Genomic DNA, 24,301 nt, shown 5'->3' with positions numbered 1-24,301 from the left:
AGCGCGTCACGCCTCGCGCGGGTCGTTCCGGGGCAGGCGGACCGTGGCGCAGGTGCCGCCGCCTTCGCGGGCGGCCAGGTGGATGCTTCCGCCATGGCGGGTGATGATTTCACGGCTCAAATACAATCCCACGCCCAATCCCTCCACGCGGCTGATGGTGGACAGCGTGCCGCCGCGAAGCGCCCGGCTGAAGAGCTCCTCGCCCCCGCGCGGCCCCAGTCCCACGCCCCGGTCCTTCACCTCCAGCAGCGCGTCACCGTCCTCCCGCCGGAGCACCACCTCCACCGGTCCGCCCTCCGGGCTGTAGCGGATGGCGTTGTCCACCAGGTTGTAGACGACCTGCTCCAGCCGGGGCTCGTCCCACCAACCGTCCACGCGCTCCAGGCTCAGCTTCAGTGGGTGCTGGGGCGCGGACGCCGCGCGCCGCTCCGACACCCGCCTCACCAGCGCTGACAGCTCCAGGGGCACCTGCGCCAGTGACAGCCGGCCGCTGGCCAGCTCGGACACATCCAGCAGTTGGTTGACCAGCCGCGCCAGCCGGTCCACCTGCCGGTCCATGAGGACCAGGTCCTGCTGGCGCACGGTGTCCGGACGCAGCCGCTGCAAGCGCAGCTTGAGGGTGGCCAGGGGCGTCTTCAGCTCATGGCTGGCGATGGAGAAGAAGGCCGCCTTGGCCTGGCTGACGCGCTCCACTTCCTCCAGGTGCCGCTGGAGCCGGGCCGCCATCTCGTCGAAGGCCAGGCCCAGCTTCTCCACCTCGATGGCGCCTGAGTGGTGGAGCGCTCCGAAGGCGCGCACGTCGCGTTCGCCCGCGGCCATGCGGCCGGCCGCATGGGACACGGCTTCCACCGGCCTGGAGAGCATGCGCGTCAGCAGGCGGGTGACGGGAATGGCCAGCACCAGCGCCAGTGCCAGCGTGGCCAGCAGCGCGCTGTAGGTGCCGATGACGCTGAAGTCCATGTCGTGCATCGGATGCTCCACCAGGACGCGCCAACCCGGTTGGAGCAGCGTCGCGGTGGCCAGGTGCCGCGCCCCCAGGGTCCGCCGCAACGGGGGGGCCTGGGGCTCCGTGTCGTAGGTGCGGGTGCCCGTGGCGGGCAGCGTCGACAGCATCTCCCCCAACGCGGTGCCCTTCAGGGACTGGGGCTCCGGCCCGGGTGTGGCGCCGGTGTCGAAGGCCACGTTGCCGTCCGGGTCCACCAGCAGCGCGCGCTGACCCGGAGCCAGACGCTCCTGCGCCACCGCCCGCATCCGAGGCAGGTTGATGGCCACCGACGTGAAGCCTTCGAAGCGCTGCTGCCGCAGCAACGGCGCGACGGCGACCATGACGGGGCCCGTCACCGTGGCCCGGCCCGCGAACACGCCACTCACCACGGGCGCGCGCTTGCTGCGGACGTCCCGGAAGTAGGCGCGGTCGGCGAAGTTGGAGCCCGCCACCGGTTGGGCGGCCACGCCCAGCGGCGGCCAGATGGCCACCAGGCTGCCGTCGCTGTCCCCGATGCTGCAGTTGAGCGCGAACGCGGAGTGATACACCCAGTCCCGCAGCAGCTCCTCCAACTGCGGCTGGGGCGGACGCTCCCCTTCGCGCTCCCACCAATCCATGACGACGCTCGCCAGCAAGGCGGTCTGGGATTGGGCGGTGGACAGCTCCGCGTCCACCGTCTCCGCCAGCAGGTGGGCGGTGGAGAGGCCCTGGTCATCCATCCGCCGCCGCTCGGCGGCATAGCGGGCGCGACCCTCCAGCGTCCCCACCATCAGCAACGGCAGCACCAGCGCCAGCAGCAGCGCCGAGCCCACCGCCGACGACAAGGTGAAGGTGCGCAGCGCGGGCGTCAGCAGGGGCCACAGCCGCGCGCGCGCCATGGGCGTCATCAGCACCACCTGCGTCAGCAGCGCCGGCACCAGGCTGTTGAGCGCCTGCTTGAAGGCAATGGCGAACGTGCTCGTCGCCGTGACGTCCTCGCCCAGGTGATAGCTGACGATGAGGTAGGGGATGCCTCCCAGCCAGAAAATCCCGTCCGCCTGAAGGGGCCAGTAGCGCCGGGTCAGCGCGCCCAGGACGACCCCTTCCATCATCGAACCCAGCATGCTCCAGGGGTGGCCCCACATCTGGACGGTGACGGACATGGCGATGCCGGCCGCGAGCCCCGCGCACCAGGGCCCCAGCAGCGGGGCCGCGGGGATGATGAGGAAGAAGCCCAGCAGGATGTCGATGCCTGGGATGAGCTCCACGGGAAATCGGTTGAGCGCATGGCCCAACAGCCCCACCACCAGCGCCCAGGCAAACCGTGCGCGCCCGCTCATGTCGAAGGGACCCTAACAGCGCCACCCCTGGCGGCCTCCAGCGCTCATTTCAAGGAGTGTCCGTGACACGCACTCCGGACGTGCGAGGTGGCTGCACGCTTTCGGACATTTCCGCTGCCGGGCACTCGGAGCGCTTTGCTGTTGTCGTCGATGGCTCTGACGCCTACATCCACGAGATTGTGCCCATCCTCCTGGCCGAGTTCCTTCTACAGCAGCGGGAATCCATCATGTCCGCGTGGGAGGTGGAGGTGCGCCGCATCCCCGCGGCCCAGGCGCTGCCAAGGCTCGCGCTGCGAGACGGGTTGCCCCGGCTGCTGGAGGTCGTCGCCTCGCTGATGCGCCGCGACTCGCCCGGCGGCGTGGAGGACGGCCTGGGGGACATTCCGGACCGGCACGCCATTGAGCGGCTGGGGGAAGGCTTCGACCTGCGGCAGGTGGTGACGGAGTACCGGCTGCTGCGCGCGTGCGTGCTGCGCTTGTGGACGTCCCGGGAGAACGCCACCCACCGCCCGGAGGCGGAGCTCGTCTTCCACGAGGCCATGGATGAGGCGGTGGCGGCCTCCGTCAGCCGCTACTCGCTGGCGCGCGAGCGCACGTTGCAGGCGCTGGACCGCATCAGCACCGCGGCCCTGGGCAGCGCCGACGCCGCGGAGCTGTTGCCGGCCCTCCTACAGGTCCTGCGGGAGACCGTGGCCGTGGTGGACGTGGCGGCCGTCCTGCTGCTGGAAGAGGACGTCCTGCGGGTGGAGAGCGTGGTGGGCACGGGGATGGCCGTGGGGGACGTGGTGCACATGGGGGCGGGCTTCACGGGCACCATCGCGGCCACGCGACAGCCGCTGCTGGTGCGCGCGGCGCGCACGGACAGCCGGGTGAGCGAGCCGTCCTTGCGCGATGCGGACCTGTCCGCGTTGTTCGGTGTGCCGTTGCTCTTGGGAGAGCAGTTGATGGGCGTGGTGCTGATGGGCAGCCGCGCCACCCATGAACTGTCGGAAGAGGACCAGTTCCTCTTCCGGGCCATGGCGGCTCGCACCACCGCGCTGCTGCTGCAGGCCCAGGCGCATGCCCGCGAGCGCGAGGCGCGCGCCGTGGCGGAGGCGTCCCTGGAGCGCCTCCGGGAGAGTGAAGCGGGCCTGCGGCGGTGGGCGCAGGTCTTCAAGCGGCTGGGCGTGGGCGTGGCGGTGGTGGACGCGGCCGAGGAGCGGCTGCGCGAGGTGAACCCCGCCTTCGCTCGCATGCATGGCTACTCGCCGGAGGAGCTGACCGGACGGCGGCTGGAGGACACCTATGCGCCGGAAGCGCGCGGCGTGTTGCCCCGGCACGTGGCGGTGGCGAACTCCAAGCCGTCACACGAATACGAATCCCTGCACATCCGGAAGGATGGCACCCGCTTCCCCGCCTTCACGCACGTCACGGCCTTCAAGGATGAGGTCGGCCGCGTGGTGCAGCGGGTGGCCACCGTGGTGGACATCACCCAGCGCCGCGCCATGGAGATGGACCGGCAGCGGCTGTTGGGCGCCATCGAGGCCGAGCGCGCGCGGCTGGCGTCGGTGCTGGACCAGATGCCCGCGGGCGTCTTCATCGCGGACGCGCCGTCCGGCCGGTTGGTGATGGCCAGCCGCCAGGTGGAGGTCATCACCGGCAAGCCGTTTCATCCCTCCGCGTCGATGCAGGACTACGTGGAGGACTATGGCGTCTCGCTGCGCCCGGACGGGCGGCCCTACGCCATGGAGGCGCTGCCGTTGGCGCGCAGCCTGCGCCACGGCGAGGTGGTGCAGGGCGAGGAGATGCTCATCCCCCGCGAGGATGGCCAGTACGTCACGGTCCTCCTGTCCAGCTCGCCCATCGTGGACCGGGAGGGCACCATCATCGCGGCGGTGGCCACCATGGTGGATGTCTCCGAACGGCGCCGAGCCCAGGAGGCCGCGCTACAGGCGGTCCGCTTCGGCGAGCGGCTCATCGCCATTGTCAGTCATGACCTGCGCAACCCGCTCAATGCCATCCAGCTGTCCGCGACGCAGTTGTTGCACAGCGAGGCGCTTCCGGAGCGCGAGCGCCGGCTGGTGACGCGCATCGCCCGCTCCGGTGACCGGATGAAACGCATGATTTCAGAGCTGCTCGACTTCACGCGCGGGCGGCTGGGCGGCGGCATTCCCATCCAACGCACGGCCGGTGATTTGCGGTCCGTGGTCCGGCTGGGGGTGGATGAATTGGAGGCGGCCTGGCCCGAGCGCAAGCTGGCGTTCCGGGTGGAGCCGGGCCGCTACGAAGGGGAGTGGGACGAGGACCGGCTGCTCCAGGTGGTCAGCAACCTGGGGGGCAACGCGCTCCAATACAGCCCCGCGGACGCGCCCGTGTCCTTCAAGTTGTATGACGGTGGCGACTTCGTGGTGCTGGAAGTCCACAACCCCGGCGAGCCCATCTCCCCGGAGATGCTCCCCCGGCTCTTCGACCCCTTCCGGCGCGGCGCTATGGAGGGTGTCGGCGGAGGGAGCAGCAGTGGGCTGGGGCTGGGGCTCTACATCGTCGAGCAGGTGGTGAAGGGCCACGGCGGACGTATCGAGGTGACCTCCACCGCCCAGGCGGGCACCACCGTCCGGGTGACGCTGCCCCGCCTGCCGACGGGCTGACGCGCTCAGCTGGGGCTCACCACCCGCTCCAGGGTGGCGCGCAGCTCGAATAAATCCACGGGCTTGGGCACCGTGGCCCGGATGCCCTCCGGCAGGGGCTGGGAGCTCCCAGCCCCGGAGACCACCACCACCGGCAGGGTGCTCAGCCGCGCGTCCTCGCGCACGTGGCGCATCAGCTCCCAGCCGCTCATCACCGGCATCATCAGGTCCAGGAGGACGGCATCCGGCAGGGGCGGGCGGCTCAGGCGCTCCCAGGCGGACAGTCCGTTGCCCGCCGTCTCCACGGTGAAGCCCTCCAGGGTGAGGAACTCCTCCAACAGCTCCCGGCTGTCGGCATGGTCTTCCACGAGGAGGACGAGGTTGGGCGTGGACATGAGGCCGTAGCCTTGTACTGAAGTCCAATGTCCGCCAGGGCCCCAGGGCGATGCGTCCGCCCGTGGACGCCCCGGGTGTCCACCGCGACACGATGCGGGGTTTGGCCATGATGTCGGCTTTTGCTTGGATATGTCTTGTTTGACTCATGGGGCCGTGGCTACACGGCGCCTGTCTTGGGGACGTGTGTATTCATCGTCGATAATGACACCCAGGGGTGTCAGGCATGCATCGCTCCCTGTCTGGATTATCAAGAATCAAGGCGAGGTGTCGTCAGCCACCCTGGTGGGAGCGCAGACTTCATACAGGCTGGTGAAAATAATTGTCTCCACATACACTGGGAGTCCGTGGTATCCGGGGAATCGACTCGACATAAAAGAGTTGCCTCGTTGAGAGGCATTCCCCCCCTGCTGAGCAGGCGTGCTCCCGGCATGCCAGGAACCAGACATGACACGGAATCATGGCGTCTCGACGTTGACGGCGTTGTTTCTTCTGACGGGCTGTGAGGGCACCCTTCCCGAGGAGAGCCCTGCAACCATCGACATGGAGGTCCAGCGTCAGGAGGCGAAGGAGACGGGGCTGGACCTGAGCGTGGTGGACCTGTCCGCATCGTGCGCGGCGACGGCGCTGACGCTCTCCGCGGCCATCAAGAACGAGCGGCCCACGGGCATCGGGAACTCCACCGCGGCGGTGTACGCGGGGACGCCGGGCGCTGGCGGCGTGCGGCTGGGCACCATCAGCGTCCCCTGGCTGGTGGGCGGTGAGACCTTCCCCTTCTCGCTGTCGTACACGGTGCCGGAGGGCACCACGAAGGTGGTGGTCGTCGCGGACGAGGACGGCACCTATCCGGAGGATGACGAGGACAACAACTTCGCCTCCATCGATTTCGAGATTCCCTGTGCCACCAACCAGCAGCCGGTGGCCAGCTGTCAGAGCGTCACCGTCCCCGCGAACGCGGCCTGTCAGGGCAGCGCCAGCATCGATAACGGCTCGTTCGACCCGGACGGCTTCCCGGGGCCGTTCTCCGTGGAGCAGTCGCCCGCGGGCCCCTATGGGCTGGGCACCACGAGCGCGCAGCTCCTGGTCTCCGACGGCGCGGCCTCCAGCACGTGCTCGGCGAACGTGACCGTCGTCGACGTCAGCGCCCCCACGCCGGGCGCCAACCGCGGCCTGGTGATCCAGCCGGTCCTGGGCTCCGACTACGTGCTGGTGCCCCTGTCTGACTGCGCGATGCCGGCCGTCGACAACTGCGGCGGCGAGCTCGACCTGGATGCGTCAGCCAGCATCATCCGCGTGACCTCCGACGAGTCCAACGACGCGCTGTCCCTGCTGCGGCTGCTGGCGTGTGACGACATCAAGCTGACCCCGGACCGCAAGTCCGCGATGGTTCGCGCCGAGGCGGCCCTGCTGGGCAACGGCCGTGTCTACAACTTCACGTACGCCGTGCAGGACGCGTCCGGCAACAGCGCCATTGGCACCTGCAACGTGAAGGTTCCCGCGCTGCTGGCCAACCCCGCCATCGATTCGGGCGTCGTGTACTGCCAGGGCGACAACTGCCCCTCCGGTTCACGCTTCCCCGGGCTGCTCTGCTCGCTGCTGTAGTCGAAGCGCCGCCCCGTCCCACTGGAAGTGGGGCGGGGCCCTTCTTCCGCCGGGGGCCCGGAGCAATGGGCCGCCGGCGTTGTTGTGTCTCAGCGCCAGGACAGCGCGTACTCCGTGTCGAGCAGGCCCAGCTCGCGCCCCTGCACCCCGATGTCGCGCGCGCCCACGGCTTCCAGGGCGGCGTGCAGGACCCCTTCGTGGTACGCGGTGGGCATGAAGTCCCGCTTCATGACGAAGCGGCCGCTGCGAGGCCCCGTCCACACCATGCTCCGCTCGCCGTAGCTCACCGCCGCGAGGAACCCGGTGGGAAGCTGTCCGAGCAGCAGCCGGGGCTCGTCATAGGCGAGCATCAGCAGGGTGCGGCCCGCGACGGACTCCAGGAAGTCCTGCGTGGCCTTCTGGCCCATGACGCGATGAGCGGCGGCCATGCCCCCGCAGTGTTCGGAGAGCAGGCCGGCGGCCTGGAAGGCCAGCGGCAGGAATTGGGTGATGGGGTAGCTGAAGAAGTCGATGTAGCGCTTCTCTGGCAGGGACTGGCGGCAGAGCTGCTCCATGGCGGAGCCTCCCACGCGCCGCACCGTCTCCAGGACCCCCCGGAAGAACATGCCGCGCGCGGTGTCCTCGGGGGTGGCGAGCGCGCAGCGCTGACGCAGCTCGCGCATGGCATCCGGTCCCAGGGGCTGAGGCGGCGCGGGTTCTCGCACCAGGCGCGGGGTCAATCTCAATTCCATTGCGGGGGGACTCCAGAAGAAAAGGGGGCGCCGTCAGGCCGAAGCCAGACGTGCTGTGCTCCAAGGTGGATGCTGGCCCCCACATGGGCGGCGAAAGCCTTGGCCGCCCATGCCCAAACTCACGCGTCCGGCCGCGGGCCTCCGGTTCAGGAGGCTGCATAGACAGGTCGCGGAAGTGTTGCCGTAATGATGCACATTGCATGGAGTGGTTTCGCGAGGCAACCCTGGTCCGCGAATTTTGGTGAAGGGATTGGCCGCCCCCCTCAATGACAGACATGGCGAGTAGGGCCGGACGGACCCGGTGCCGTACGGGCCACGCGGGCTGACGCCTGGACGTCTGCCTGGTGCGTGGCGGCGCATCCGGAGCGCGTCCGTGTGGTGCCGGGTGCGATACTTTTCGCTGGGGGTGCGGGGCGGGGGACTACCCTCCATATCGGTATTTCGCCTGAGGACGTGCTGGGTTATAAGTCACAGGAAAACTCGTGACCGAGCGCGACCTGTTCCCGGGCAGGGCGTGAGCTTGGCCCGTACTCACAAGGTTGACGCAGTGAAGACCCACCTTGAAGGTCCTGCTCCTCCCCGCAAGCGGCCCCGGCCCCAGCCTCGAAGCCCAGCGGATCGCGCCCGGAAGTCGCGCGAGCAACTGGAGAGCCGTCTGGCGGAGAGCGTTGGCGAGGCGGCGCGAGGCGCGCGGCTGCTCGCGGGGCTCACCCAGGCGGATGTCGCGGAGCGTGTGGGTATCGCCGCGGAAGTCTATGGGCGCATGGAGCGGGGGAAGATGATGCCCAGCGTGCCGACCCTGTTCCGGCTGTGTCTGGCACTTCGGTTGTCGGCGGACGTCGGGCTGGGACTCGCCACGGCGGCCAGTGTCGGCGCCGCGCTCTGGGAAGGGGACTCCGGGCACAGGGACCAGTTGCCGGAGATGCGGAAGGTGCTCCGAACGCTGCGGCGGATGTCGCGCAGCCAGCTCAACCTGATGAACCAGGTCGCGGCCGCCATCCTGCCTGAGCGGTGAGGGTCGGGCCCCGGACGGTGAGGCTGCCGCCGCTCGGGGTTGTGACGTACTGCCTGACGCTGGGGGCGCTGCTGAGGGTTCAGCGCTTCAGGCGCTGGGCCGCGCAAGGTGTAGTCGCCCGTCGGTGGCTCCTGGCCGCGCTGTGCTCGAGTCGCCCGCTCCACCGCCTCGCAGTCCAGCACTCCCATTCCACTGCCAGGGTCCGGGCTGAGGGAAGCAGGGAGTCCGCGCGCCAGGTGTGGAGGGCGGTGACGGTGTGCGTGCCGTCCAGCCGCGTCAGGCTGACGAAGGGTGTGAGCGCACCTGCATCCGGTGCGTCCCCGCGGACAGGTTGGACACCGTGTAGGGCGGCGAGCAACCGACGGGAGCGCCTTCATCCAGCGTGCGCTGATAGCTGGCGAGCAGCATCCGGGACTCCGGGCATGTTGAGGAACCACTGGCTGTGATTGCCATTGCGTCGGGAGAACGGCTGGCAACGGGCCGCGCCCAGGGCTGACGCGGCCCGCGTGGGTCCACCCCGAGGCGCTTGTCACTCCGCCGTCTCCCTGGCCTCATGGGGGACAGGGTGCGCAGTGCCCCGCTTGGTGAGGGAATGACCCGCGGACTTGGGTGGTGGACAGTCAGGCCAGCAGCGCGCGCGGCGGTCGCCGTTGTGGCCCTGTTCATGCCCGGGACTCGGGCGCACGCACAGGACGCGGGGACGCCGGAGGACGGGGGCGCCGCCCGGGCCGAGCGGGAGCTGCAACGCACCGACGCGGGCTGGGCCGTGGAGACGGATGCGCCCTTGTCGGAGGACGCGGGCGTGCCCGAGCCCGCGTTCATTCCGCCCGCGATGGTGCGGGACTCGCCCGCTCCCTATCCGCCCGGGCTGGCGTCAGACGGCGTCGCGGGGGTGGTGAAGCTGGAGTTGCTCATCGACGACGCGGGCGAGGTGGAGTCCGCCACGTTGATGGAAGGGCTGCATCCCTTGTTGGACCGGGCGGCGCTGCACGCGGCGCCGTCGCTGCGCTTCGCCCCCGCCACCCTGGACGGCCTGCCGGTGGCCGTGCGCATCTTCTTCGAGTACCGCTTCGAGGCGCCCGCGCCGGGCATGTCCGAGGGTGCCACGCCCGCGGCGCCCATCACCCTGAAGGGCCTGGTGCGCACCAAGGGCAACCGCCGGCCGCTGGTGGGGGCCACGCTGGTGTCGGACGCGCATCCGGACGCGCCGGTGCAGACGGACGTGGACGGGCGCTTCGAGGCGCGCTGGCCCGCGGGCGTGCATGCGGTGCGTATCACCGCCCCCGGCCACAAGTCCGGCGTCTTCCGCGAGGGACTGAAGGCGAACGAGGCGCTGGAGGTGGTGTACGGGCTGGAGCCGCTCATCATCAACCCGTACGAGACGGTGGTGCGGGGAGACCGCGAGCGCACGGAGGTGAGCCGCGTCACCCTGCATGACGCGGAGCTGCGCGAGGTGCCTGGCACCATGGGGGACCCCTTCCGCGTCGTCATGCTGCTGCCCGGCGTGGGCAGCATGGTGTCCGGCGTGGCCTACCCGGTGGTGCGCGGCAGCCAGCCCGCGGCCACCGGCTACTTCCTGGATGGCATCCGCGTCCCCATCCTCTTCCACCTGTTCCTGGGCCCGGCCGTCATCCACCCGGACTTCATCGACGCCATCGACTTCTATCCGGGCTCGCCGCCGCCCCGGTATGGGCGGTTGATGGGGGGCGCCATCGACGGGCGTCTCAGCCGCCCGCGGGATGACGGCGTCCACGGCAGCGCCTACGCGGACCTCATCAACGCGGGCTTCTTCATCGAGACGCCGTTCAAGGACACCGGCACCAACGTCAGCCTGGCCGGCCGCTATTCCTATACGCCCTGGCTCATCGCCCTGGCGGCGAACCAGCTCCAGGCACCGCCCCCTCCCGGGCGGGAGAACCCCAAGGTGGTGCTCGACTTCTGGGATTATCAGGGCCGGGTGGAACAGCGGCTGGGCGAGGGCACGCTGCGCCTGTTTGCCTTTGGCTCCTCGGACACCTTCGGTTCGGAGGCCCAGGACGAATGGGGCGACACCGCGATGCAATCCATCATCTTCCACCGGGTGGACCTGCGGCACCGGCACCCCGTGGGGCCCGGTGAGCTGGAGGTGGGCGGGACGTGGGGGTTGGACCGCTTCGCCATCGTCAGCCGCAGTCCCCCTGGCGAGGCCACCGAAATCCATATCGACCAGGGGCACTGGTCCGCGCGCCTGGGCTACACCGCGACGCTGTCACCCAGCGCCACGCTGCGTGCCGGGGCGGACGTGGAGCACAAGCGCGCCATCGTCGAGCTGCTCCAGCAGGACGGCGGCTCCGACGCGGACGTGGAGGTGGCGCCCGTGGCGCTGGGGACCTTCATGGGCGCGTGGACGGAGCTGGTGTGGCAGCCCCATGAGAAGTGGGCCGTGGTGCCCGGCCTGCGCGTGGACAGCTACCACCTGTCGCCGGGGATTGACCGGCGCGCGCTGGAGCCGCGCCTCACCGTGCGTCACAAGGTGTCGGAAACGCTCACGCTCAAGGGCGGGGCGGGCCTCTTCCATCAGCCACCCACCACCCTCATCAGCCTGCCCGTGGTGGACGTGGGAAGCCTGCTGCTGGGGCTCCAGCAAGGCGTGCAGTTCTCCGTCGGCGCGGAATGGAAGGCGTGGCGCGGTCTGGAGGTGGGGCTGGACGTCTATCTCAACCCCATGCTGCGGACCCTCGAGCTGACGCCCTTCGCCGACGAAGGCATGGTGGACGACGACCCGCCGGACACCGGCACTCCTCCAGCGGGCCTGCGCCGCGGCATGCAGTTGGGGGACGGCGGCGGCATCCCCGACCGCTCGGACTTCGACTTCCCGGACTTCCGCAGCAGCGGCATGGCCTACGGCATGGAGTTCCTGCTGCGCCACCCGCTGGGCGACAACTGGTTCGGCTGGCTGTCGTATTCGCTCCAGCGCAGCACGCGCCGCACGCGCTTCCACCGCTACGACGCGGAGGGCCACCGGGTGGGCGAGGCGGAGGCGGACCTGCCCTTCGCCTTTGACCAGACGCACATCCTCAACCTGGTGCTCAGCTACAAGTTCGCCAACAACATCACGCTGGGCGGGGTGCTGCACTTCAATACCGGGCGCCCTGAATACGGCACCCTGGGCACGCAGACGCACCGCCCTGGCGAAGACGCCTCCGGCAGGCCAGCCTGGGTCAAGGCAGACCGAGATCGCGTGGACCGGCTGCCGGCCTTCCTCCGGTTCGACGTGCGGCTGTCCAAGTCGTGGGTCCATGACACCTTCAGCCTGGAGGCGTACCTGGACATGCTCAACGTCACGCTCCGCCGGGAGACGTTGGGCTTCGAGTACGAGGGTGGCAACGGCTTCCCGCTGCGCAAGGAAGCGGTGGGGCTTCCCATCGCCCTACCCATCCTGGGCGTGAAGGGTCGTTACTGAGCACGCGGACTGATGGATAGCGCACGCTTGGCGCCGCGCCTCCGCCTTCATCTGGGCACGATGGCGCGCCACACGGTGTAATCCCGCGCCGCCAGTTGTTCCGGGGGCCGGTCCGCTCCTGGGGGCCCGGAGACGTCGGGCCGAGTTCCTGACCACCGCACACCAGGTGACTTCTTCATGTCGCAGGACGGGATTCCAACGATGGTGCCGTTGCAGCGCGGGGGCATCCCTTTCAGTCGGGGGGCTACCGCGGCCAGCCGGCTGGCGCTGACGCACCTGCGGATTTCGGATGAAGCCCCCCATCGCCAGGCGAAGGCCGTTTCGGAGGCCCCCGCCGTGCTGCTGGTGGATGACCATGTGTCGAACCTGGTGTCGCTGGAGGCCATCCTCGAGCCGCTGGGCGTGCGCATGGACAAGGCCTGTTCGGGGGAGCAGGCCCTGCGCTTCCTGCTGCGCGAGGACTACGCCGTCATCCTGCTGGACGTGCGGATGGCGGGGCTGAGCGGCTTCGAGACGGCGGCGCTCATCAAGCAGCGTGAGCGCACGCGCAACGTCCCCATCATCTTCCTCACCGCCTACGGCCGCGATGACGCGGAGCTCGTCACCGGCTACGCCACCGGCGCGGTGGACTTCCTCCAGAAGCCCTTTCCGCCGGAGGTGCTGCGCTCGAAGGTGTCCGTCTTCGTGGAGCTGTTCCGCGCGCAGCAGCAGGTGCGGCGCCAGTCGGAGCTGCTGCGGCAGAAGGAAGCCGAGGCGCGGGATGCCGCGCTGAGGGCCGCGGGCTACATCGACCGGCTGCGGGACTTCACCGCCCGGCTGTCGGAGGCGGCCACCGTGCCACAGGTGTGCCGCGCGCTCTTCGAACAAGGGCTGGTGGCCGCAGGCGCGAAGGCGGGCACCGTCAACCTCCTGGACGTGGAGGGCGAGGCGCTGGAGGTGGTGGATGCCATTGGCTACCCGGAGAGCGTGCTGAGCCGGTGGCGGCGCATCCCGATGACGGCGGGCATGCCGCTGGTGGAGTCGCTGCGGGAGCAGCAGGCCATCTGGGTGGGGTCGCCGGAGGAGTGGAGCGCGCGTTATCCGCTCATGGATACGCGAGGCCTTCACGAGGCGGCGCTCGCGCTGCCCTTGCTGGTGAAGGGACGGGCGCTGGGCGCCATTGGCCTGTCCTTCGCGCGGCCCCGGACCTTCACGGAGATGGACCGGGCCTTCTTCACCGCGCTGGCGCATGCGTGTGCCCAGGCGTTGGACCGGGTGCACCTGACGGCGGAGGAGCGCCGGGCCCATGCCGTGGCCCGGGCCGCCGCCGCCCGGCTGCAGATGCTCACGGAAGCGTCCGACGCCTTCGATGCGACGAACCGCGACCTGTCCGTGCTGCTGGACACCATCACCCGCCAGGTCGCCTACTTCCTGGGGGACACGTGCACGCTGTGCCTGCTGTCCGACGACGGGACGCGGCTGGAGGTGGCGGCCAGCCATTCCAATCAGGGGGAGGATGGGGCGCCGCTGCTCCCCGGCGAGGGGCTGCGCCACTTCGTGCTCCGTGGCGGACGGCCGCTCCTCGTGCCCGAGCTGTCGCAGGACCAACAGCGGGAGCTGGGACAGGGCGAGGCGCTGCGCAGCCTGCTGTGCGTGCCGCTGCGGACGCAGGGCAAGGTGGTGGGAACGCTGTCGGTGGGGCGCATGGGCCCGGGCCGGAGCTTCACCCAGGAGGACCAGGAGCTGGTGGAGGAGCTGGCGGCGAAGGCGGCCCTCTCCATCGAGAACGCGCGCCTGTTCGCGGAGCAGCAGCGGTCGCAGGAGGAGCTGCGCCGGCGCGCCGAGTTCGAACAGCAACTGGTGGGCATCGTCTCCCACGACTTGCGCAATCCCCTGGCGGCCATCTCCATGTCGGCGGGGCTGTTGGAGAAGAAGGGTGAGTTGACGGAGCCGCAGAAGCGCATGGTGTGGCGCATTGGCCAGGCCACCGAGCGCGCGGCCCGGATGATTCGCGACCTGCTGGACTTCACCAAGGCCCGGCTGGGCGGCGGCATTGCCCTGCACCGTCAGGCCACCGATTTGCGGGAGGTGGTGCACCAGGTGGTGGATGAGCTCCTGGTGGCCAACCCCGGGCGTCGCGTGGAGGTGGAGGTCCAGGGCGAGGTGCGCGGCGAATGGGATTCGGACCGCATCGCCCAGGTGCTCACGAACCTGCTGGGCAATGCCCTGGCCTACAGCCCCGCGGACGCCCCGGTGCGGGTGGACACGCGGCTGGAGGGCGAGGCCGCGCTGCTGTCTGTCTTCAACGGGGGCGACCCCATCCCCCGTGAGTTGCTGCCTCGCCTGTTCGAGCCGCTGACGCGGGGCGCGTTGAAGGAGGGCCAGTCCACCCGCAGCATTGGCCTGGGGCTCTACATCGTGCAGGACATCGTGCGCGGCCACGGCGGCGGCGTGGAGGTGGTGTCCTCCGAGCAGCACGGCACCACCTTCACCGTGCGCCTGCCGCGTGCGGCGGGCTGAGTCGCCCGTTCCTGGAACGCCTGGCCTCCCCGGTCCGTTTGTCAGCCGCACGGTGAGACGCAGGGCCGTGCGGCTCGGAGTGCAATCCCGCGTGTTCATGTCTCACGTCAGACATTGAAACAGGCGGGATGGCTCACCGGCTCAGACGGCCGATGCCAGTGACACCTCGGAGCCCTTCAGGGAGCTGTCGGGCGAGCACTTCCACCAGCGGCCCGTACGTCCTGTACCAGGTCAACCTGATGACAGGTGCCACGTCGTTCTCCCCGCGCGGTGCCTCCGGACCCGAGCTGCGCGACCTCGCCATCATGCATTGAGCCGGAGTCCTGGGCGAACACGCCGAGGCCCTGGCCGTTCGCGCAGGGCCATTGCGGAATGAGGACACCGCGGCGGGTGCCGGGCCGCGTGGCGCGTTGGCACTGGCGCGGAGTGAGCACTGAAGGCCGCGCCGGTACCCACGTACAAGTTCGCGCTCCCGGAGATTTGTCACTCTTGTCTCGTGTGCGTTCCGCGACCGAGCGTCGAGCATCGGGGCTGGAGCGCGTGCCAGGGGGACGTCGATGGGGGTGTGTCTGTCGTCGAAGTGGGGCTCCGCCTGGACCTGGACGACGCATGCGGGAGGCGCCGCGCCCTGCCTGCGCTTCGAGACGGTGCGAGGGACGGCGGGGGAGGTGCTCGACTTGCGCCAGACCGCGCTCGAGGCGTCCGCCGAGCCGGAGGCGCACGATTGGGTCCTGCCTTCATGTGTGTCGTGCTGGGAGCAGGAGGGCGTGCGAGGGCTGCGCCTGGAGGACTGCGTGCGCGTGGTGGACACGGGCGAGCCGGTGTCCGTCGTGCTGCGCATCACCCGCGAGGGCATGGAGGCGCGCTTCCGGGCCGTGGGCATGAAGGCGTTGGATGCCTTCGTGCTGTGGCTGCTGCCCGATGACGCGGACGATGCGCAGGCGCTTCGCGAGGCGCTGGCGCGTGAGCGCGAGGCCCGCCTCCGGGCGGAGGGCGCGCTGGAGCACGCCACGGCCCGGCTGACCCGCGAGGCCCTGGATGGCAACGCGCGCCACCTCGCGCTGGAGCGGCTGACCGAGGAGGCCGAGTTTCGTGAACGGTTCATCGGCATCCTCGGGCACGACCTGCGCAACCCCCTGAATGCCATTGCCCTGTCCGCGCGAGCCATGGCGCAACGCACGCTGCCGGCGGCCCAGCAGCAGCAGTGCGCCCAGCGAATCGAGGCGAGCGCCGCGCGGATGGGCGCCATGATTTCCGACATCCTCGACCTCACCCGCGCGCGCCTGGCGGGCGGCATCCCCCTGCACCTGGGGACGGTCAGCCTGGCCATCGTCTGCCGGATGGTGGTGGAGGAGCTGTCCGCCGCGCATCCGGACCGGCACATCACCCTGGACGTGGAGGGCGCGTCGGAGGGCTTCTGGGACGCGGACCGGCTGGCGCAGGTGCTCAGCAACCTGGTGAGCAACGCGCTGGAGCACGGCGCCGAGGACACGCCCGTCCGGCTCAAATGTATCGCCGTGGACGGTGAGCAGGTCCTGGAGGTCCACAACACCGGGACGCCCATTCCGTCTCAACAGCTGGAGACATTGTTCGACCCGTTCCGCCAGGTGGGCACCGGCCCTGAGAAGGGCCACCGTCGCGGCGCCGGTGGCCTGGGGCTGGGACTCTTCATCGTGAAACAAATCGTCCAGGCGCACGGAGGAGCTGTGTGCGTGTCCTCCTCCGAGGCAGAGGGAACGACCTTTACGGTGAAAATGCCACGAGACGCGCGACAGTCGCAGGCGCCCGCACCCTCGGGCGTGAGACATCGCGTGTGACTGCAACGTTGGCGGCTGGGCGGAACGGACGCTGAGCGTCAGCCGGCGCACGGACTACGTGTTTGCCGCATGACCGACGTGCGCGAACTGCCCGAGAGGGCACCTGTCAGAGGGGAAAAGAAGGACTACCGGTTATCTTGGCCGCGAGAAACGCGGCTACCCCCAAAAACCGGAGGCAGCCATGTATCACCACCCCACCTCGAAGACCTGTTCCAGCCCCAAGGTCACCTACGCCGGACGCCGTTGTGCGCACCGGTGGGAGCTGCTGCCAGCGTTGCTTCTTGTCGCCGCCGTGGGGTGTGGCCCGGCGGAGCCGATGGAGACGGCGAGCGAGACGCTGGGCACCCAGTCGGACGAGTTGGTGTCATCCAATGGTCTGTCCACCAATGGCTTGTCGACGAACGGGCTGTCGACGAACGGCTTGTCGACAAACGGCCTGTCCACCAATGGCTTGTCGACGAATGGCCTGTCGACGAACGGCTTGTCGACGAATGGTTTCAATACGTGGTTCAGCGCGGACCCCGTCAAGGCCGAGGAGGTGATGCGATACATCGTCCGGTGCGCGCTCGCCTCCGGCCAGGCCCTGACGTACACGCATGCGGGCACCACGCACACCTGGCAGGGTTCCCTGGGGCTGGCGCCGACGTGGTCGAACCCCACGCCGCCTCCTCCGTCGAGCCCGGGCGCCCCGGTTGCCCCGGAGTCCGAGCAGCAACTGGTGTCGAGCTGCCTGGCTGCACACGTGAACAAGTACGGTGTGCACCTGAACATCTCCGTGCAGGGCAAGGACTCGCAGGGCACCGCCATTCCGACGACGGCCGAGGAACTGCAGACCTACAATCAGAATGAGGCCGTCTTCTTCGGCAACCTCTTCAATGGTCAGGGGCTCTTCGCGGCCAATGACGCGCCCTATCTGGCCTACGACGAGAGCACGGTGCGCGCGTGCGGCCTGTCGTCGTGGAGCGGGGACCCGGACTGCGCGGCCGTCATCACCCACGTGGGGGCTGCCCAGACGTACTGCCAGCAGGACTCCATGAGGACGTACTACGCGCGCTGCACGTACAACGGCGTGACGTACCGCCCGCTCACCACCCGCATCCGTCCCCAGGACATCTACAAGTGTGGTGACGGGACGTGCCAGCTCTCCGAGAGCTGCGGCACCAGCAACACGCCGGACAGCTGCGCCGCGGACTGCGGCGCCTGCTAGGCGTTGACGTCTTCGCGGCCCCCCCGTGCCGCGCGCAGTGGCGGCCTTTCCTCCTACCCCTCGGGAGGATGCCGTGGAAGTCCCAGCCTGTCCGAGCGCGGCGGTCGGCTGCATCCAGGCTGAAGCTGTGGGTTGTCCCCGGGCCTTCCCCGCACGCCCGGCTCATTCAAATGGCTGTCCGCGATATGCATCCACACCGCCCGCGCTTCGCTGGGGGCAGGGAGCGGTTTGCCTGATGCATCGTTGTTCGTGGCCGTGGGTCAGCGGACCGCGACCTGACGGAACGTGACACCGTCGAGTTCCAGGCGCTGGACCGCGTCCGCGAAGCGCTGCGTGGCCAGGATGAGCGTGGGCCAGTCCGCGAGGCGGAAGACGTCCACTGTGGTGGGGATGGAGGCCGCGTCGAGGAGGTAGGGGTCGGGGAGACCGTAGCTCTCAACGCCACATGTGGGGCACGGAGGCTCTCGGTCGGATGGAAGGCAGTCCGGGTGGAAGTGTCCACAGGGCGTCAGCTGGAGTTCGAGCAGTTCGGGCGGGTTCCTTCCACTTCCCTTGAGTTGCATCGGGCAGCCGTTCAGCCCTTGCAATCCTGCTTGCCGCAGTTGTTCCAGTGCTTCACGGCGGAGGCTCAGGGTCCACGCTTGAAGATGTAGCTGTCCAAAGGTTCCGGAGGCGCGTCCGGTCATCGGGCCCAACTTGGTCCCGGGCATCAACGCGAACCCGGGGGGCACCTTGGGCCGTACCTGTTCGCGCAATCGAGCCCACTCCTCGTATGGCTCAGGGCGGGGTTCTTCGTACTCGTGCCGTGTCGGGAGCGATGTCAGGTCCACACATGGATAGTGAAGCCCGGCGGTGCTCCAGGCAGCACTACATCCGGGACAGCCCGCGAGTCCAGGCAGGCTCCATCGATGCGCGGCATGTAGGTTCCCCGTGTAGCGCGACGGTCGCGGCGCCTCGACTTGATAGATGCGCAATCCGGCCTCTTCCTCGGGTGTCACGGCGCCCGCCGGAAGTAGGGGAGCACGGGACCGGTGAGCTCGAAGCGGTAGATGAGTTCACCGGCATGCCGGAAGATGTCTTCTCGCCGCACCTTGTTGCCTCGCGTCTCGATGAATTGGCGCCACGCTTCATTCCACAGGCCTCCGGATGCGCCGCCGCCATGGATGCGCCGGTGGACATGCGTGGGGATGAATATCGTGTAGTCGTGGATATTGATGCCACGTTCCTTGAACCACGCCGAGAGTGTTGGGGCCTGGGGGAACAGATGGTGCTTCTGCAACTGGGGCGCGGGCAGGACGGGCGGCGGCCTTAGCGGCGGGCGTTCCGGGTACCAGCGGAACGTCATCACCGGTTCCGCACCCTGACGAAGCCAATGCGCCCTGCGCCACCACCGTCCGGGCCTGGCCGAACCCATGGGAAAGCCCGGCCGCAGGGCCAGCACGTGCCCGGCGGCGGGTGCGCTCACGGACGAGGTCGCGGGCGTGTCGGACTGGCGCACATCCTCGCAGGCGAACAAGCCGCAAACGCCTTCCTCGCAGCCGAGCACCACGCAGTGGTCCTCACCGGGCGCGGCACAGCGGGCCGCGTCCATCGCTTCCCAAGCCTGCACCAGCGGCGGCCGAGCGGCGCACGCCACGCCCAGCCAGACCACGAGCAGTACGCACCACGACAGGACAGGGTTCCGCACGCAGGGCTCCGGAAGGCGTGTTTCCCGCGGCGCTGATGGCGTGCGAGAGGGCGAATCAACTCCAGCCGCGACATTGCCGAGTTCACCGGGCGGCGCCCGCCCCACGCCAGGATGCGCGGAGCGGGCCGGCCCGGGGTGACGCGTGTTACCGGGCGCTCACCGGCGCGGACAGGCAGGCCGCCATGCCGGGCATGCTGCTCTGGCGCGGCTCCACCGACGACAGCTCATCCTCCTCCTCGGAAGGAATCTGGGCGTCCGGCGTGCATGTGCCGCCCAGCTCGTAGTCGCTGAACCACCGCTCACAGGTGATGATGCGACTCCCCCAGGGCACCGCACAAACGAGCGAGCAGGGCGCTTCGTCGGCACACTGCACGTCGCAGTCCGGGGGCAGCGCCGACGCAGACAGCGGGGAGAGCGTGACAAGGGCCGCGGCGCTCACGAACAGCGTCTTCGAAAGCAGGTTCATGGTGACTCCACGACGACGGGTGGCCGGACCACGAAGTGTGTCCCGGCACCCCGCAGTATCGAGTCGAGCAGGGAAAACTTCAAAAGCAGCACTGGCGTCTTTTTACAGACCAGCAGTGCCCCGCTCCGGAATGACTTGCACAGACGCGAACGCCAGGATGGCCGCACCTGGGAGGGATGACGCAACACGTTGGAAGTGTTTGGAAATCCAGACGAAGCCCACTATTGACAGTCTGCCAACAGGTGCCCATCATCACCCTCACAGCAGCATCGGGGCACCTTCCATGACCTACCAACACATCCGGTCCTCGGTGACGGACCGGGTCGCCACATTCGAGCTGCACCGGCCCGAAGCGCGGAATGGATTCACGGTGACCATGGCGGATGAGCTCGAAGCAGGGCTCGCCGCGGCCGATGCGGACGAGGACGTCCGCGTCGTCATCCTCACCGGCGCGGGCAAGGACTTCTGCGTGGGCGCGGACCTGAGCGGCAGCTCGCTCGAGGTGACGAACACGGAGCCGCCCGGGGGCGCGTGGGTGGAGCCCGCCACGCGCGTCACGCGGCGGATGTTCGCGATGCGCAAGCCTGTCATCGCCGCCATCCGAGGCGCCGCCGTGGGCGTGGGCTCGACGATGCTGCTGCCCGCTGACTTCCGCCTGGCCGCGAAGGACAGCCGCTTCGGCTTCGTCTTCAGCCGGCGCGGCATCTACCCGGAGGCGGGCTCATCGTGGTTCCTGCCCCGCATCGTCGGTCTGGGGCGCGCGCTCGACTGGATGGTGAGCGGCCGCCTGATTCCCGCCGATGAGGCGCTGGGCGCGGGCCTGGTCCGCTCCCTCCATGAGCCGGACGCGGTGCTGGACGCCGCGGAGGCGCTGGCTCGGGAGTTGGTGGAGACGACGGCCCCCGTGTCCGTGGCGGTCATCCGTCAGGCGCTCTACCAAATGAGCGCGCTGCCCTCACCGGAGCCCGCGTTCCAGTTGGACAGCCAGCTCATCGCCAGCCTGAGCCGGAGCGCGGACGCGCTGGAAGGGGTGTCGGCCTTCCTGCAGAAACGGCCGCCTCGCTTCACCCGGACCGTGGCGCATGATTTGCCCTCGTTCCTGCCGTGGCGGGAGGTGACGCCATGAGCTCGGCCGACGCACCCCGCTGGAAGCGGTTGGAGCCGGACGAACGCCGCGAGCAGATTCTGGAGTGTGCCACGCGGCTGTTCGGCGAGCGCCCCTACGCGGAGGTCTCCACCACGGACATCGCCCGGGAAGCCGGCGTGGCCCGGGGCCTGCTCAACCATTACTTCGGCCAGAAGCGCGACCTCTACCTGAAGGTCGTGAAGAGGATGCTGCTCATGCCCGGGTTGGAAGAGAAGGTGAGTGCGACCGGAACCCTGCGGCAGCGGGTGGAGCGCAGTGTCGAGTGGTACCTGGACACCGTGGCCGCCCACGGCAAGACGTACGTGGCCGTCACCGGTGCGGGCAGCATCGCGGACCCGGAGGTCGAGCGCATCATCGCCGAGGCCGACGACGTGGCCGCCGCGAAGACGCTCGAGTTCCTCGGCCTCAAGGTGGAGGTCGGCAGCGACGCGCGGCACCGCGCGATGATGCGTTCCTACGGCGGTCTGGTGAAGTCCACCATCCGCGAGTGGATTCGCGGGGGAACGCTGTCCCGCGAGGACGCGCACCTGCTGCTGAGCGAGGCGTTGATTACCATCGTTCGCGACGTCTTCCCCCATCTCCACCAGCAGCCAGGGCCCGACCGCGGCGCGGCGAAGGCTGGCGCCAGGCGAGGCAAGGACGCGCAATGACCGCCAACTCGACACTGGCGGGGCGCACGCTGCTGATGTCGGGAGGCAGCCGTGGCATCGGGCTGTCCATTGGTATCGCCGCCGGACGGCTGGGTGCCAACGTCGTGCTGTTGGCAAAGACAGACACGCCCAACCCCCGGCTGCCCGGGACAGTGCACACGGCGGCGCAGGCCATCCAGGACGCGGGGGGCCAGGCGCTCGCGGTGGTGGGGGACGTGCGGGAGGAAGCGGACGTGCAGCGCGCCGTGGACGAGGCCGTGGCGCGCTTTGGCGGCATCGACTTCTGCGTGAACAACGCCAGCGCCCTGGCGCCGCTGAAGACGGAGGAGTTGCCGGTCAAACGCTTCGACCTGATGCAGCAGATTCAGCTCCGGGGGACGTTCCTCCTCACGCGCGCGGCGATTCCCCACCTGCGCCGCTCGCCGCACCCGCACATCCTGTCGCTGTCTCCGCCGGTCAACCTTTCGCCGCGCTGGCTGGGGCTGCACCCGGCTTACACGATGGCGAAGTATGGGATGACGTTGCTCACGCTCGGCTGGGCCGCGGAGCTGGCTGAGGCTGGCATCGCGGCGAACGCGCTCTGGCCCCGGACGCTCATCGCCACCGCGGCGGTGCGGAACCTGCTTGGGGGCGACGAGTCGATGCAGCGGGCCCGCTCGCCTGAAGTCATGGCGGACGCGGCCATGGCCGTCCTGCGGCGCTCGCCTCGCGACTGCACCGGACAGGCCTTCATCGACGAGGACGTCCTGCGCGCCGAGGGTGTCACCGACTTCAGTGGTTACGGTGGCGGCTCCGACGTCCTGCTCGACCTCTACGTCGACCCCTGACCCAGGGCGCTCCGGCGCGGTTTGTCATTGCAGTCCAGTGAAACAGTGAACCGAGGAGATGCCTATGCGTCCGTCGTTCGCAGACCTGGAAGCGCAGTGCCATTCCCTGGCGAGCAAGCTCACGCTGCCGTTGCTCTTGAAGCGCAACGCCGACGAGTACGCGGACGCGCCCGCGCTCACCGCGGGCGACACGACGCTCACCTGGACCCGGCTCCGCGAGCGGACCGCCGCGCTCTCCCGTGGACTGGGGTCGCTCGGGCTGCGGCGCGGCGAGCGGATGATGATCATGATGTCCAGCCGGCCGGAGCACTGGCTCATCGACTATGCGGCCGTGCACCTGGGCGCCATCTCCTGTACCGCGTACCAGACGCTGAGCGTCGAGCAGATAGGTTACGTGGCGAAGCAGAGCCAGGCCCGTATCGTCGTGTTGGAGGGCGCCATCGAGGTCGCGCGATGGCAGCCGGTGCTCGAGTCGCTTGACGCGCTCAGGCACGTCATCGTCGTCGACGCCTCGGCGATTCCCTCCGGGGATGCGCGCTTCATCTCCTTCGCGGAGGTGGAGGCCAAGGGACGCGCGCTGCACCAGGAAGATGCCTCTGTCTTCGAGGACGGCTGGAAGCGCATCCGGCCTGAGGACCCCATCGCGATGATGTACACGTCCGGCACCACGGGTGACCCGAAGGGCGTGGTGCTGAGCCACCGCAATGCCTTCTATGAGGCCATCGCAGTGGACGCGGTGGTCCCCACGCCGATGCGCTCCACCTCCATCGCCTATCTCCCGCTGGCGCACATCGCCGAGCGCGAGCTGGGGCTGTACCGCTCTCTCTACAAGGCGCTGCACGTCTACGTCTGTTCGGACCCCGCGGGGGTGATGCCGCTGCTGGCGAAGGCCCGGCCTCCCGCCTTCTTCGGCGTGCCGCGCGTCTGGGAGAAGCTCGCTGCGGGACTGAAGGCGAAGCTGGACGCGATGGAGCCTGAGCTGCGGACGCCCGTCCTGGCCGCACACGCGGCGCTGCAGGAGGTCTTCCGGATGGAGGGCTCGGGACGGGAAGTGCCACCCGAGCTCACGCGCAAGGCGGCCGAGGCGGAGGCGCAGGTGCTCAAGCCCCTGCGGGCGGCGCTGGGCCTGGATGCGCTCACCTGGGCGAGCAGCGGCTCCGCGCCCATTCCCGTGGAGGTGCTGGAGTTCCTCGGCGGCTTCGGCTTCAAGGTGCTGGAGGTCTGGGGCATGAGTGAGACCACCGGCTGCGCGACCATCAACACGCCCGAGGACTTCCGCGTCGGCTCCGTGGGGCGGCCCATTCCCGGCTTGCAGCTGCGGCTGGCCGCGGACGGAGAGATTTTCGTCCGGGGGCCGGTGTTGTTCATGGGCTACCTGTCCGCGGATGGGCAGATTGTGAGCGCGGTGGACGCGGACGGCTGGCTGGCCACTGGCGACATCGGCTCGGTGGACGCGGAGGGATACCTCACCATCACCGACCGCAAGAAAGAGCTGCTCATCACCTCCAGCGGGAAGAACATCGCGCCGTCCAAAATCGAGGGCATGTTGCGCGCGCACCCGCTGGTGGGCCAGGCCATCGCCATTGGTGACAACCTGCCCTACGTGACGGCGCTCATCAGCCTGGACGCGGACGCCGCGCCTGTCTGGGCCAAGGCCCACAAACTGGACGCGAGCTCGCTGGAGGCGCTCACCTACGCGCCCGCCATCCGCGCCGAATTGGAGGCACTGGTGGCCTCCATCAACGTCCGGCTCTCCCGCGCGGAGCAGGTGAAGCGCTTCGATGTGGTCGCGGAGAACTGGTCGCCGGTGACGGGCGAGCTGACGCCCAGTCTGAAGCTCAAGCGCCGCGTGATTCTCCAGCAGTACGCCGCGCGCATCTCCGCCTTCTACGAAGGCGCCTGACGTCT

The 24,301-nt window shown here is 69.3% G+C and carries 18 protein-coding genes; 11 read left to right on the top strand and 7 right to left on the bottom strand.

The window, feature by feature from the left end; genetic code table 11:
• Positions 1 to 6: 6 nt before the first annotated feature.
• On the bottom strand, positions 7 to 2,304 hold the full coding sequence (locus BHS09_RS36065) for a sensor histidine kinase (protein ID WP_140800331.1): 2,298 nt from the start codon (positions 2,302 to 2,304) through the stop codon (positions 7 to 9).
• Between the two features lie 227 nt (positions 2,305 to 2,531).
• On the opposite strand from BHS09_RS36065, the gene BHS09_RS36060 reads away from it, so the two are divergent.
• Positions 2,532 to 4,931, top strand: coding sequence for a sensor histidine kinase (locus tag BHS09_RS36060; protein WP_174260664.1), 2,400 nt, complete (start codon positions 2,532 to 2,534; stop codon positions 4,929 to 4,931).
• Between the two features lie 5 nt (positions 4,932 to 4,936).
• Here the strand turns inward: BHS09_RS36060 and BHS09_RS36055 are convergent, their stop codons facing one another.
• Positions 4,937 to 5,305 carry a response regulator gene (locus BHS09_RS36055; protein WP_140795881.1) on the bottom strand — a complete coding sequence of 123 codons (369 nt, stop codon included), beginning with the start codon at positions 5,303 to 5,305 and terminating at the stop codon, positions 4,937 to 4,939.
• Positions 5,306 to 5,750: 445 nt separating this feature from the next.
• Here BHS09_RS36055 and BHS09_RS36050 point away from each other — a divergent pair, with 445 nt between their 5' ends.
• Positions 5,751 to 6,905, top strand: a complete 1,155-nt coding sequence (locus tag BHS09_RS36050) for a CARDB domain-containing protein (protein ID WP_140795880.1) — start codon at positions 5,751 to 5,753, stop codon at positions 6,903 to 6,905.
• A gap of 89 nt (positions 6,906 to 6,994) precedes the next feature.
• On the opposite strand, the gene BHS09_RS36045 is transcribed toward BHS09_RS36050, so the two are convergent.
• Positions 6,995 to 7,636 (bottom strand): DUF2378 family protein, encoded by a 642-nt coding sequence (locus BHS09_RS36045; RefSeq protein WP_140800329.1) that lies wholly within the window; start codon positions 7,634 to 7,636, stop codon positions 6,995 to 6,997.
• A gap of 547 nt (positions 7,637 to 8,183) precedes the next feature.
• Here BHS09_RS36045 and BHS09_RS36040 point away from each other — a divergent pair.
• Entirely contained in the window at positions 8,184 to 8,651 is a 468-nt protein-coding gene (locus BHS09_RS36040) for a helix-turn-helix domain-containing protein (protein WP_328285488.1), read from the top strand.
• A 276-nt stretch (positions 8,652 to 8,927) separates the two neighbouring features.
• Here BHS09_RS36040 and BHS09_RS40015 read toward each other — a convergent pair whose 3' ends face one another.
• Positions 8,928 to 9,059, bottom strand: a complete 132-nt coding sequence (locus BHS09_RS40015) for a hypothetical protein (protein ID WP_257792129.1) — start codon at positions 9,057 to 9,059, stop codon at positions 8,928 to 8,930.
• A 256-nt stretch (positions 9,060 to 9,315) separates the two neighbouring features.
• Here BHS09_RS40015 and BHS09_RS36035 point away from each other — a divergent pair, with 256 nt between their 5' ends.
• From BHS09_RS36035 to BHS09_RS36020, 4 genes are all read left to right on the top strand, one after another.
• Positions 9,316 to 12,093 carry a TonB family protein gene (locus BHS09_RS36035; protein WP_140800328.1) on the top strand — a complete coding sequence of 926 codons (2,778 nt, stop codon included), beginning with the start codon at positions 9,316 to 9,318 and terminating at the stop codon, positions 12,091 to 12,093.
• Positions 12,094 to 12,270: 177 nt separating this feature from the next.
• Complete coding sequence (locus tag BHS09_RS36030) at positions 12,271 to 14,592, top strand: hybrid sensor histidine kinase/response regulator (RefSeq protein WP_140800327.1); 2,322 nt, start codon at positions 12,271 to 12,273, stop codon at positions 14,590 to 14,592.
• 557 nt (positions 14,593 to 15,149) lie between these two features.
• Positions 15,150 to 16,409: a sensor histidine kinase gene (locus tag BHS09_RS36025; protein WP_140800326.1), complete on the top strand. Its 1,260-nt coding sequence runs from the start codon at positions 15,150 to 15,152 to the stop codon at positions 16,407 to 16,409.
• Between the two features lie 181 nt (positions 16,410 to 16,590).
• Positions 16,591 to 17,616 (top strand): hypothetical protein, encoded by a 1,026-nt coding sequence (locus BHS09_RS36020; protein ID WP_140800325.1) that lies wholly within the window; start codon positions 16,591 to 16,593, stop codon positions 17,614 to 17,616.
• 260 nt (positions 17,617 to 17,876) lie between these two features.
• On the opposite strand, the gene sitI6 is transcribed toward BHS09_RS36020, so the two are convergent.
• The 3 genes from sitI6 to BHS09_RS36005 form a co-directional block, all read right to left on the bottom strand.
• Positions 17,877 to 18,590 carry a SitI6 family double-CXXCG motif immunity protein gene (sitI6, locus tag BHS09_RS36015; RefSeq protein WP_472796563.1) on the bottom strand — a complete coding sequence of 238 codons (714 nt, stop codon included), beginning with the start codon at positions 18,588 to 18,590 and terminating at the stop codon, positions 17,877 to 17,879.
• 20 nt (positions 18,591 to 18,610) lie between these two features.
• The gene (sitA6, locus tag BHS09_RS36010; RefSeq protein WP_161604946.1) at positions 18,611 to 19,303 is read right to left on the bottom strand and encodes a SitA6 family polymorphic toxin lipoprotein; all 693 of its coding nucleotides are present in this window, start codon (positions 19,301 to 19,303) and stop codon (positions 18,611 to 18,613) included.
• A gap of 145 nt (positions 19,304 to 19,448) precedes the next feature.
• Positions 19,449 to 19,769 carry a hypothetical protein gene (locus BHS09_RS36005; RefSeq protein ID WP_140800323.1) on the bottom strand — a complete coding sequence of 107 codons (321 nt, stop codon included), beginning with the start codon at positions 19,767 to 19,769 and terminating at the stop codon, positions 19,449 to 19,451.
• Between the two features lie 283 nt (positions 19,770 to 20,052).
• Here BHS09_RS36005 and BHS09_RS36000 point away from each other — a divergent pair, with 283 nt between their 5' ends.
• From BHS09_RS36000 to BHS09_RS35985, 4 genes are all read left to right on the top strand, one after another.
• Positions 20,053 to 20,895, top strand: coding sequence for an enoyl-CoA hydratase-related protein (locus BHS09_RS36000; protein ID WP_140800322.1), 843 nt, complete (start codon positions 20,053 to 20,055; stop codon positions 20,893 to 20,895).
• A complete protein-coding gene (locus tag BHS09_RS35995; RefSeq protein ID WP_140795869.1) occupies positions 20,892 to 21,566 on the top strand; it encodes a TetR/AcrR family transcriptional regulator in 675 nt (224 codons plus the stop codon). The genes BHS09_RS36000 and BHS09_RS35995 overlap by 4 nt, the downstream gene beginning before the upstream one ends.
• Entirely contained in the window at positions 21,563 to 22,393 is an 831-nt protein-coding gene (locus BHS09_RS35990) for an SDR family oxidoreductase (protein ID WP_140800321.1), read from the top strand. Before BHS09_RS35995 ends, BHS09_RS35990 begins: the two co-directional genes overlap by 4 nt.
• A gap of 64 nt (positions 22,394 to 22,457) precedes the next feature.
• On the top strand, positions 22,458 to 24,296 hold the full coding sequence (locus BHS09_RS35985; protein WP_140800320.1) for an AMP-dependent synthetase/ligase: 1,839 nt from the start codon (positions 22,458 to 22,460) through the stop codon (positions 24,294 to 24,296).
• Positions 24,297 to 24,301 lie beyond the last annotated feature (5 nt).

Origin of the sequence: Myxococcus xanthus, from assembly GCF_006402735.1 — a bacterium.
GTDB lineage: Bacteria > Myxococcota > Myxococcia > Myxococcales > Myxococcaceae > Myxococcus > Myxococcus xanthus_A.
This window is presented reverse-complemented; position numbering and strand designations above follow the sequence as displayed.

Coding starts and splice junctions, on each gene's coding strand:
- BHS09_RS36065 (WP_140800331.1), bottom strand. CDS start 2,304: ATGAGCGGGCGCGCACGGTTTGCCTGGGCGCTGGTGGTGGGGCTGTTG.
- BHS09_RS36060 (WP_174260664.1), top strand. CDS start 2,532: ATGTCCGCGTGGGAGGTGGAGGTGCGCCGCATCCCCGCGGCCCAGGCG.
- BHS09_RS36055 (WP_140795881.1), bottom strand. CDS start 5,305: ATGTCCACGCCCAACCTCGTCCTCCTCGTGGAAGACCATGCCGACAGC.
- BHS09_RS36050 (WP_140795880.1), top strand. CDS start 5,751: ATGACACGGAATCATGGCGTCTCGACGTTGACGGCGTTGTTTCTTCTG.
- BHS09_RS36045 (WP_140800329.1), bottom strand. CDS start 7,636: ATGGAATTGAGATTGACCCCGCGCCTGGTGCGAGAACCCGCGCCGCCT.
- BHS09_RS40015 (WP_257792129.1), bottom strand. CDS start 9,059: ATGCTGCTCGCCAGCTATCAGCGCACGCTGGATGAAGGCGCTCCCGTC.
- BHS09_RS36035 (WP_140800328.1), top strand. CDS start 9,316: ATGCCCGGGACTCGGGCGCACGCACAGGACGCGGGGACGCCGGAGGAC.
- BHS09_RS36030 (WP_140800327.1), top strand. CDS start 12,271: ATGTCGCAGGACGGGATTCCAACGATGGTGCCGTTGCAGCGCGGGGGC.
- BHS09_RS36025 (WP_140800326.1), top strand. CDS start 15,150: ATGGGGGTGTGTCTGTCGTCGAAGTGGGGCTCCGCCTGGACCTGGACG.
- BHS09_RS36020 (WP_140800325.1), top strand. CDS start 16,591: ATGTATCACCACCCCACCTCGAAGACCTGTTCCAGCCCCAAGGTCACC.
- BHS09_RS36005 (WP_140800323.1), bottom strand. CDS start 19,769: ATGAACCTGCTTTCGAAGACGCTGTTCGTGAGCGCCGCGGCCCTTGTC.
- BHS09_RS36000 (WP_140800322.1), top strand. CDS start 20,053: ATGACCTACCAACACATCCGGTCCTCGGTGACGGACCGGGTCGCCACA.
- BHS09_RS35995 (WP_140795869.1), top strand. CDS start 20,892: ATGAGCTCGGCCGACGCACCCCGCTGGAAGCGGTTGGAGCCGGACGAA.
- BHS09_RS35990 (WP_140800321.1), top strand. CDS start 21,563: ATGACCGCCAACTCGACACTGGCGGGGCGCACGCTGCTGATGTCGGGA.
- BHS09_RS35985 (WP_140800320.1), top strand. CDS start 22,458: ATGCGTCCGTCGTTCGCAGACCTGGAAGCGCAGTGCCATTCCCTGGCG.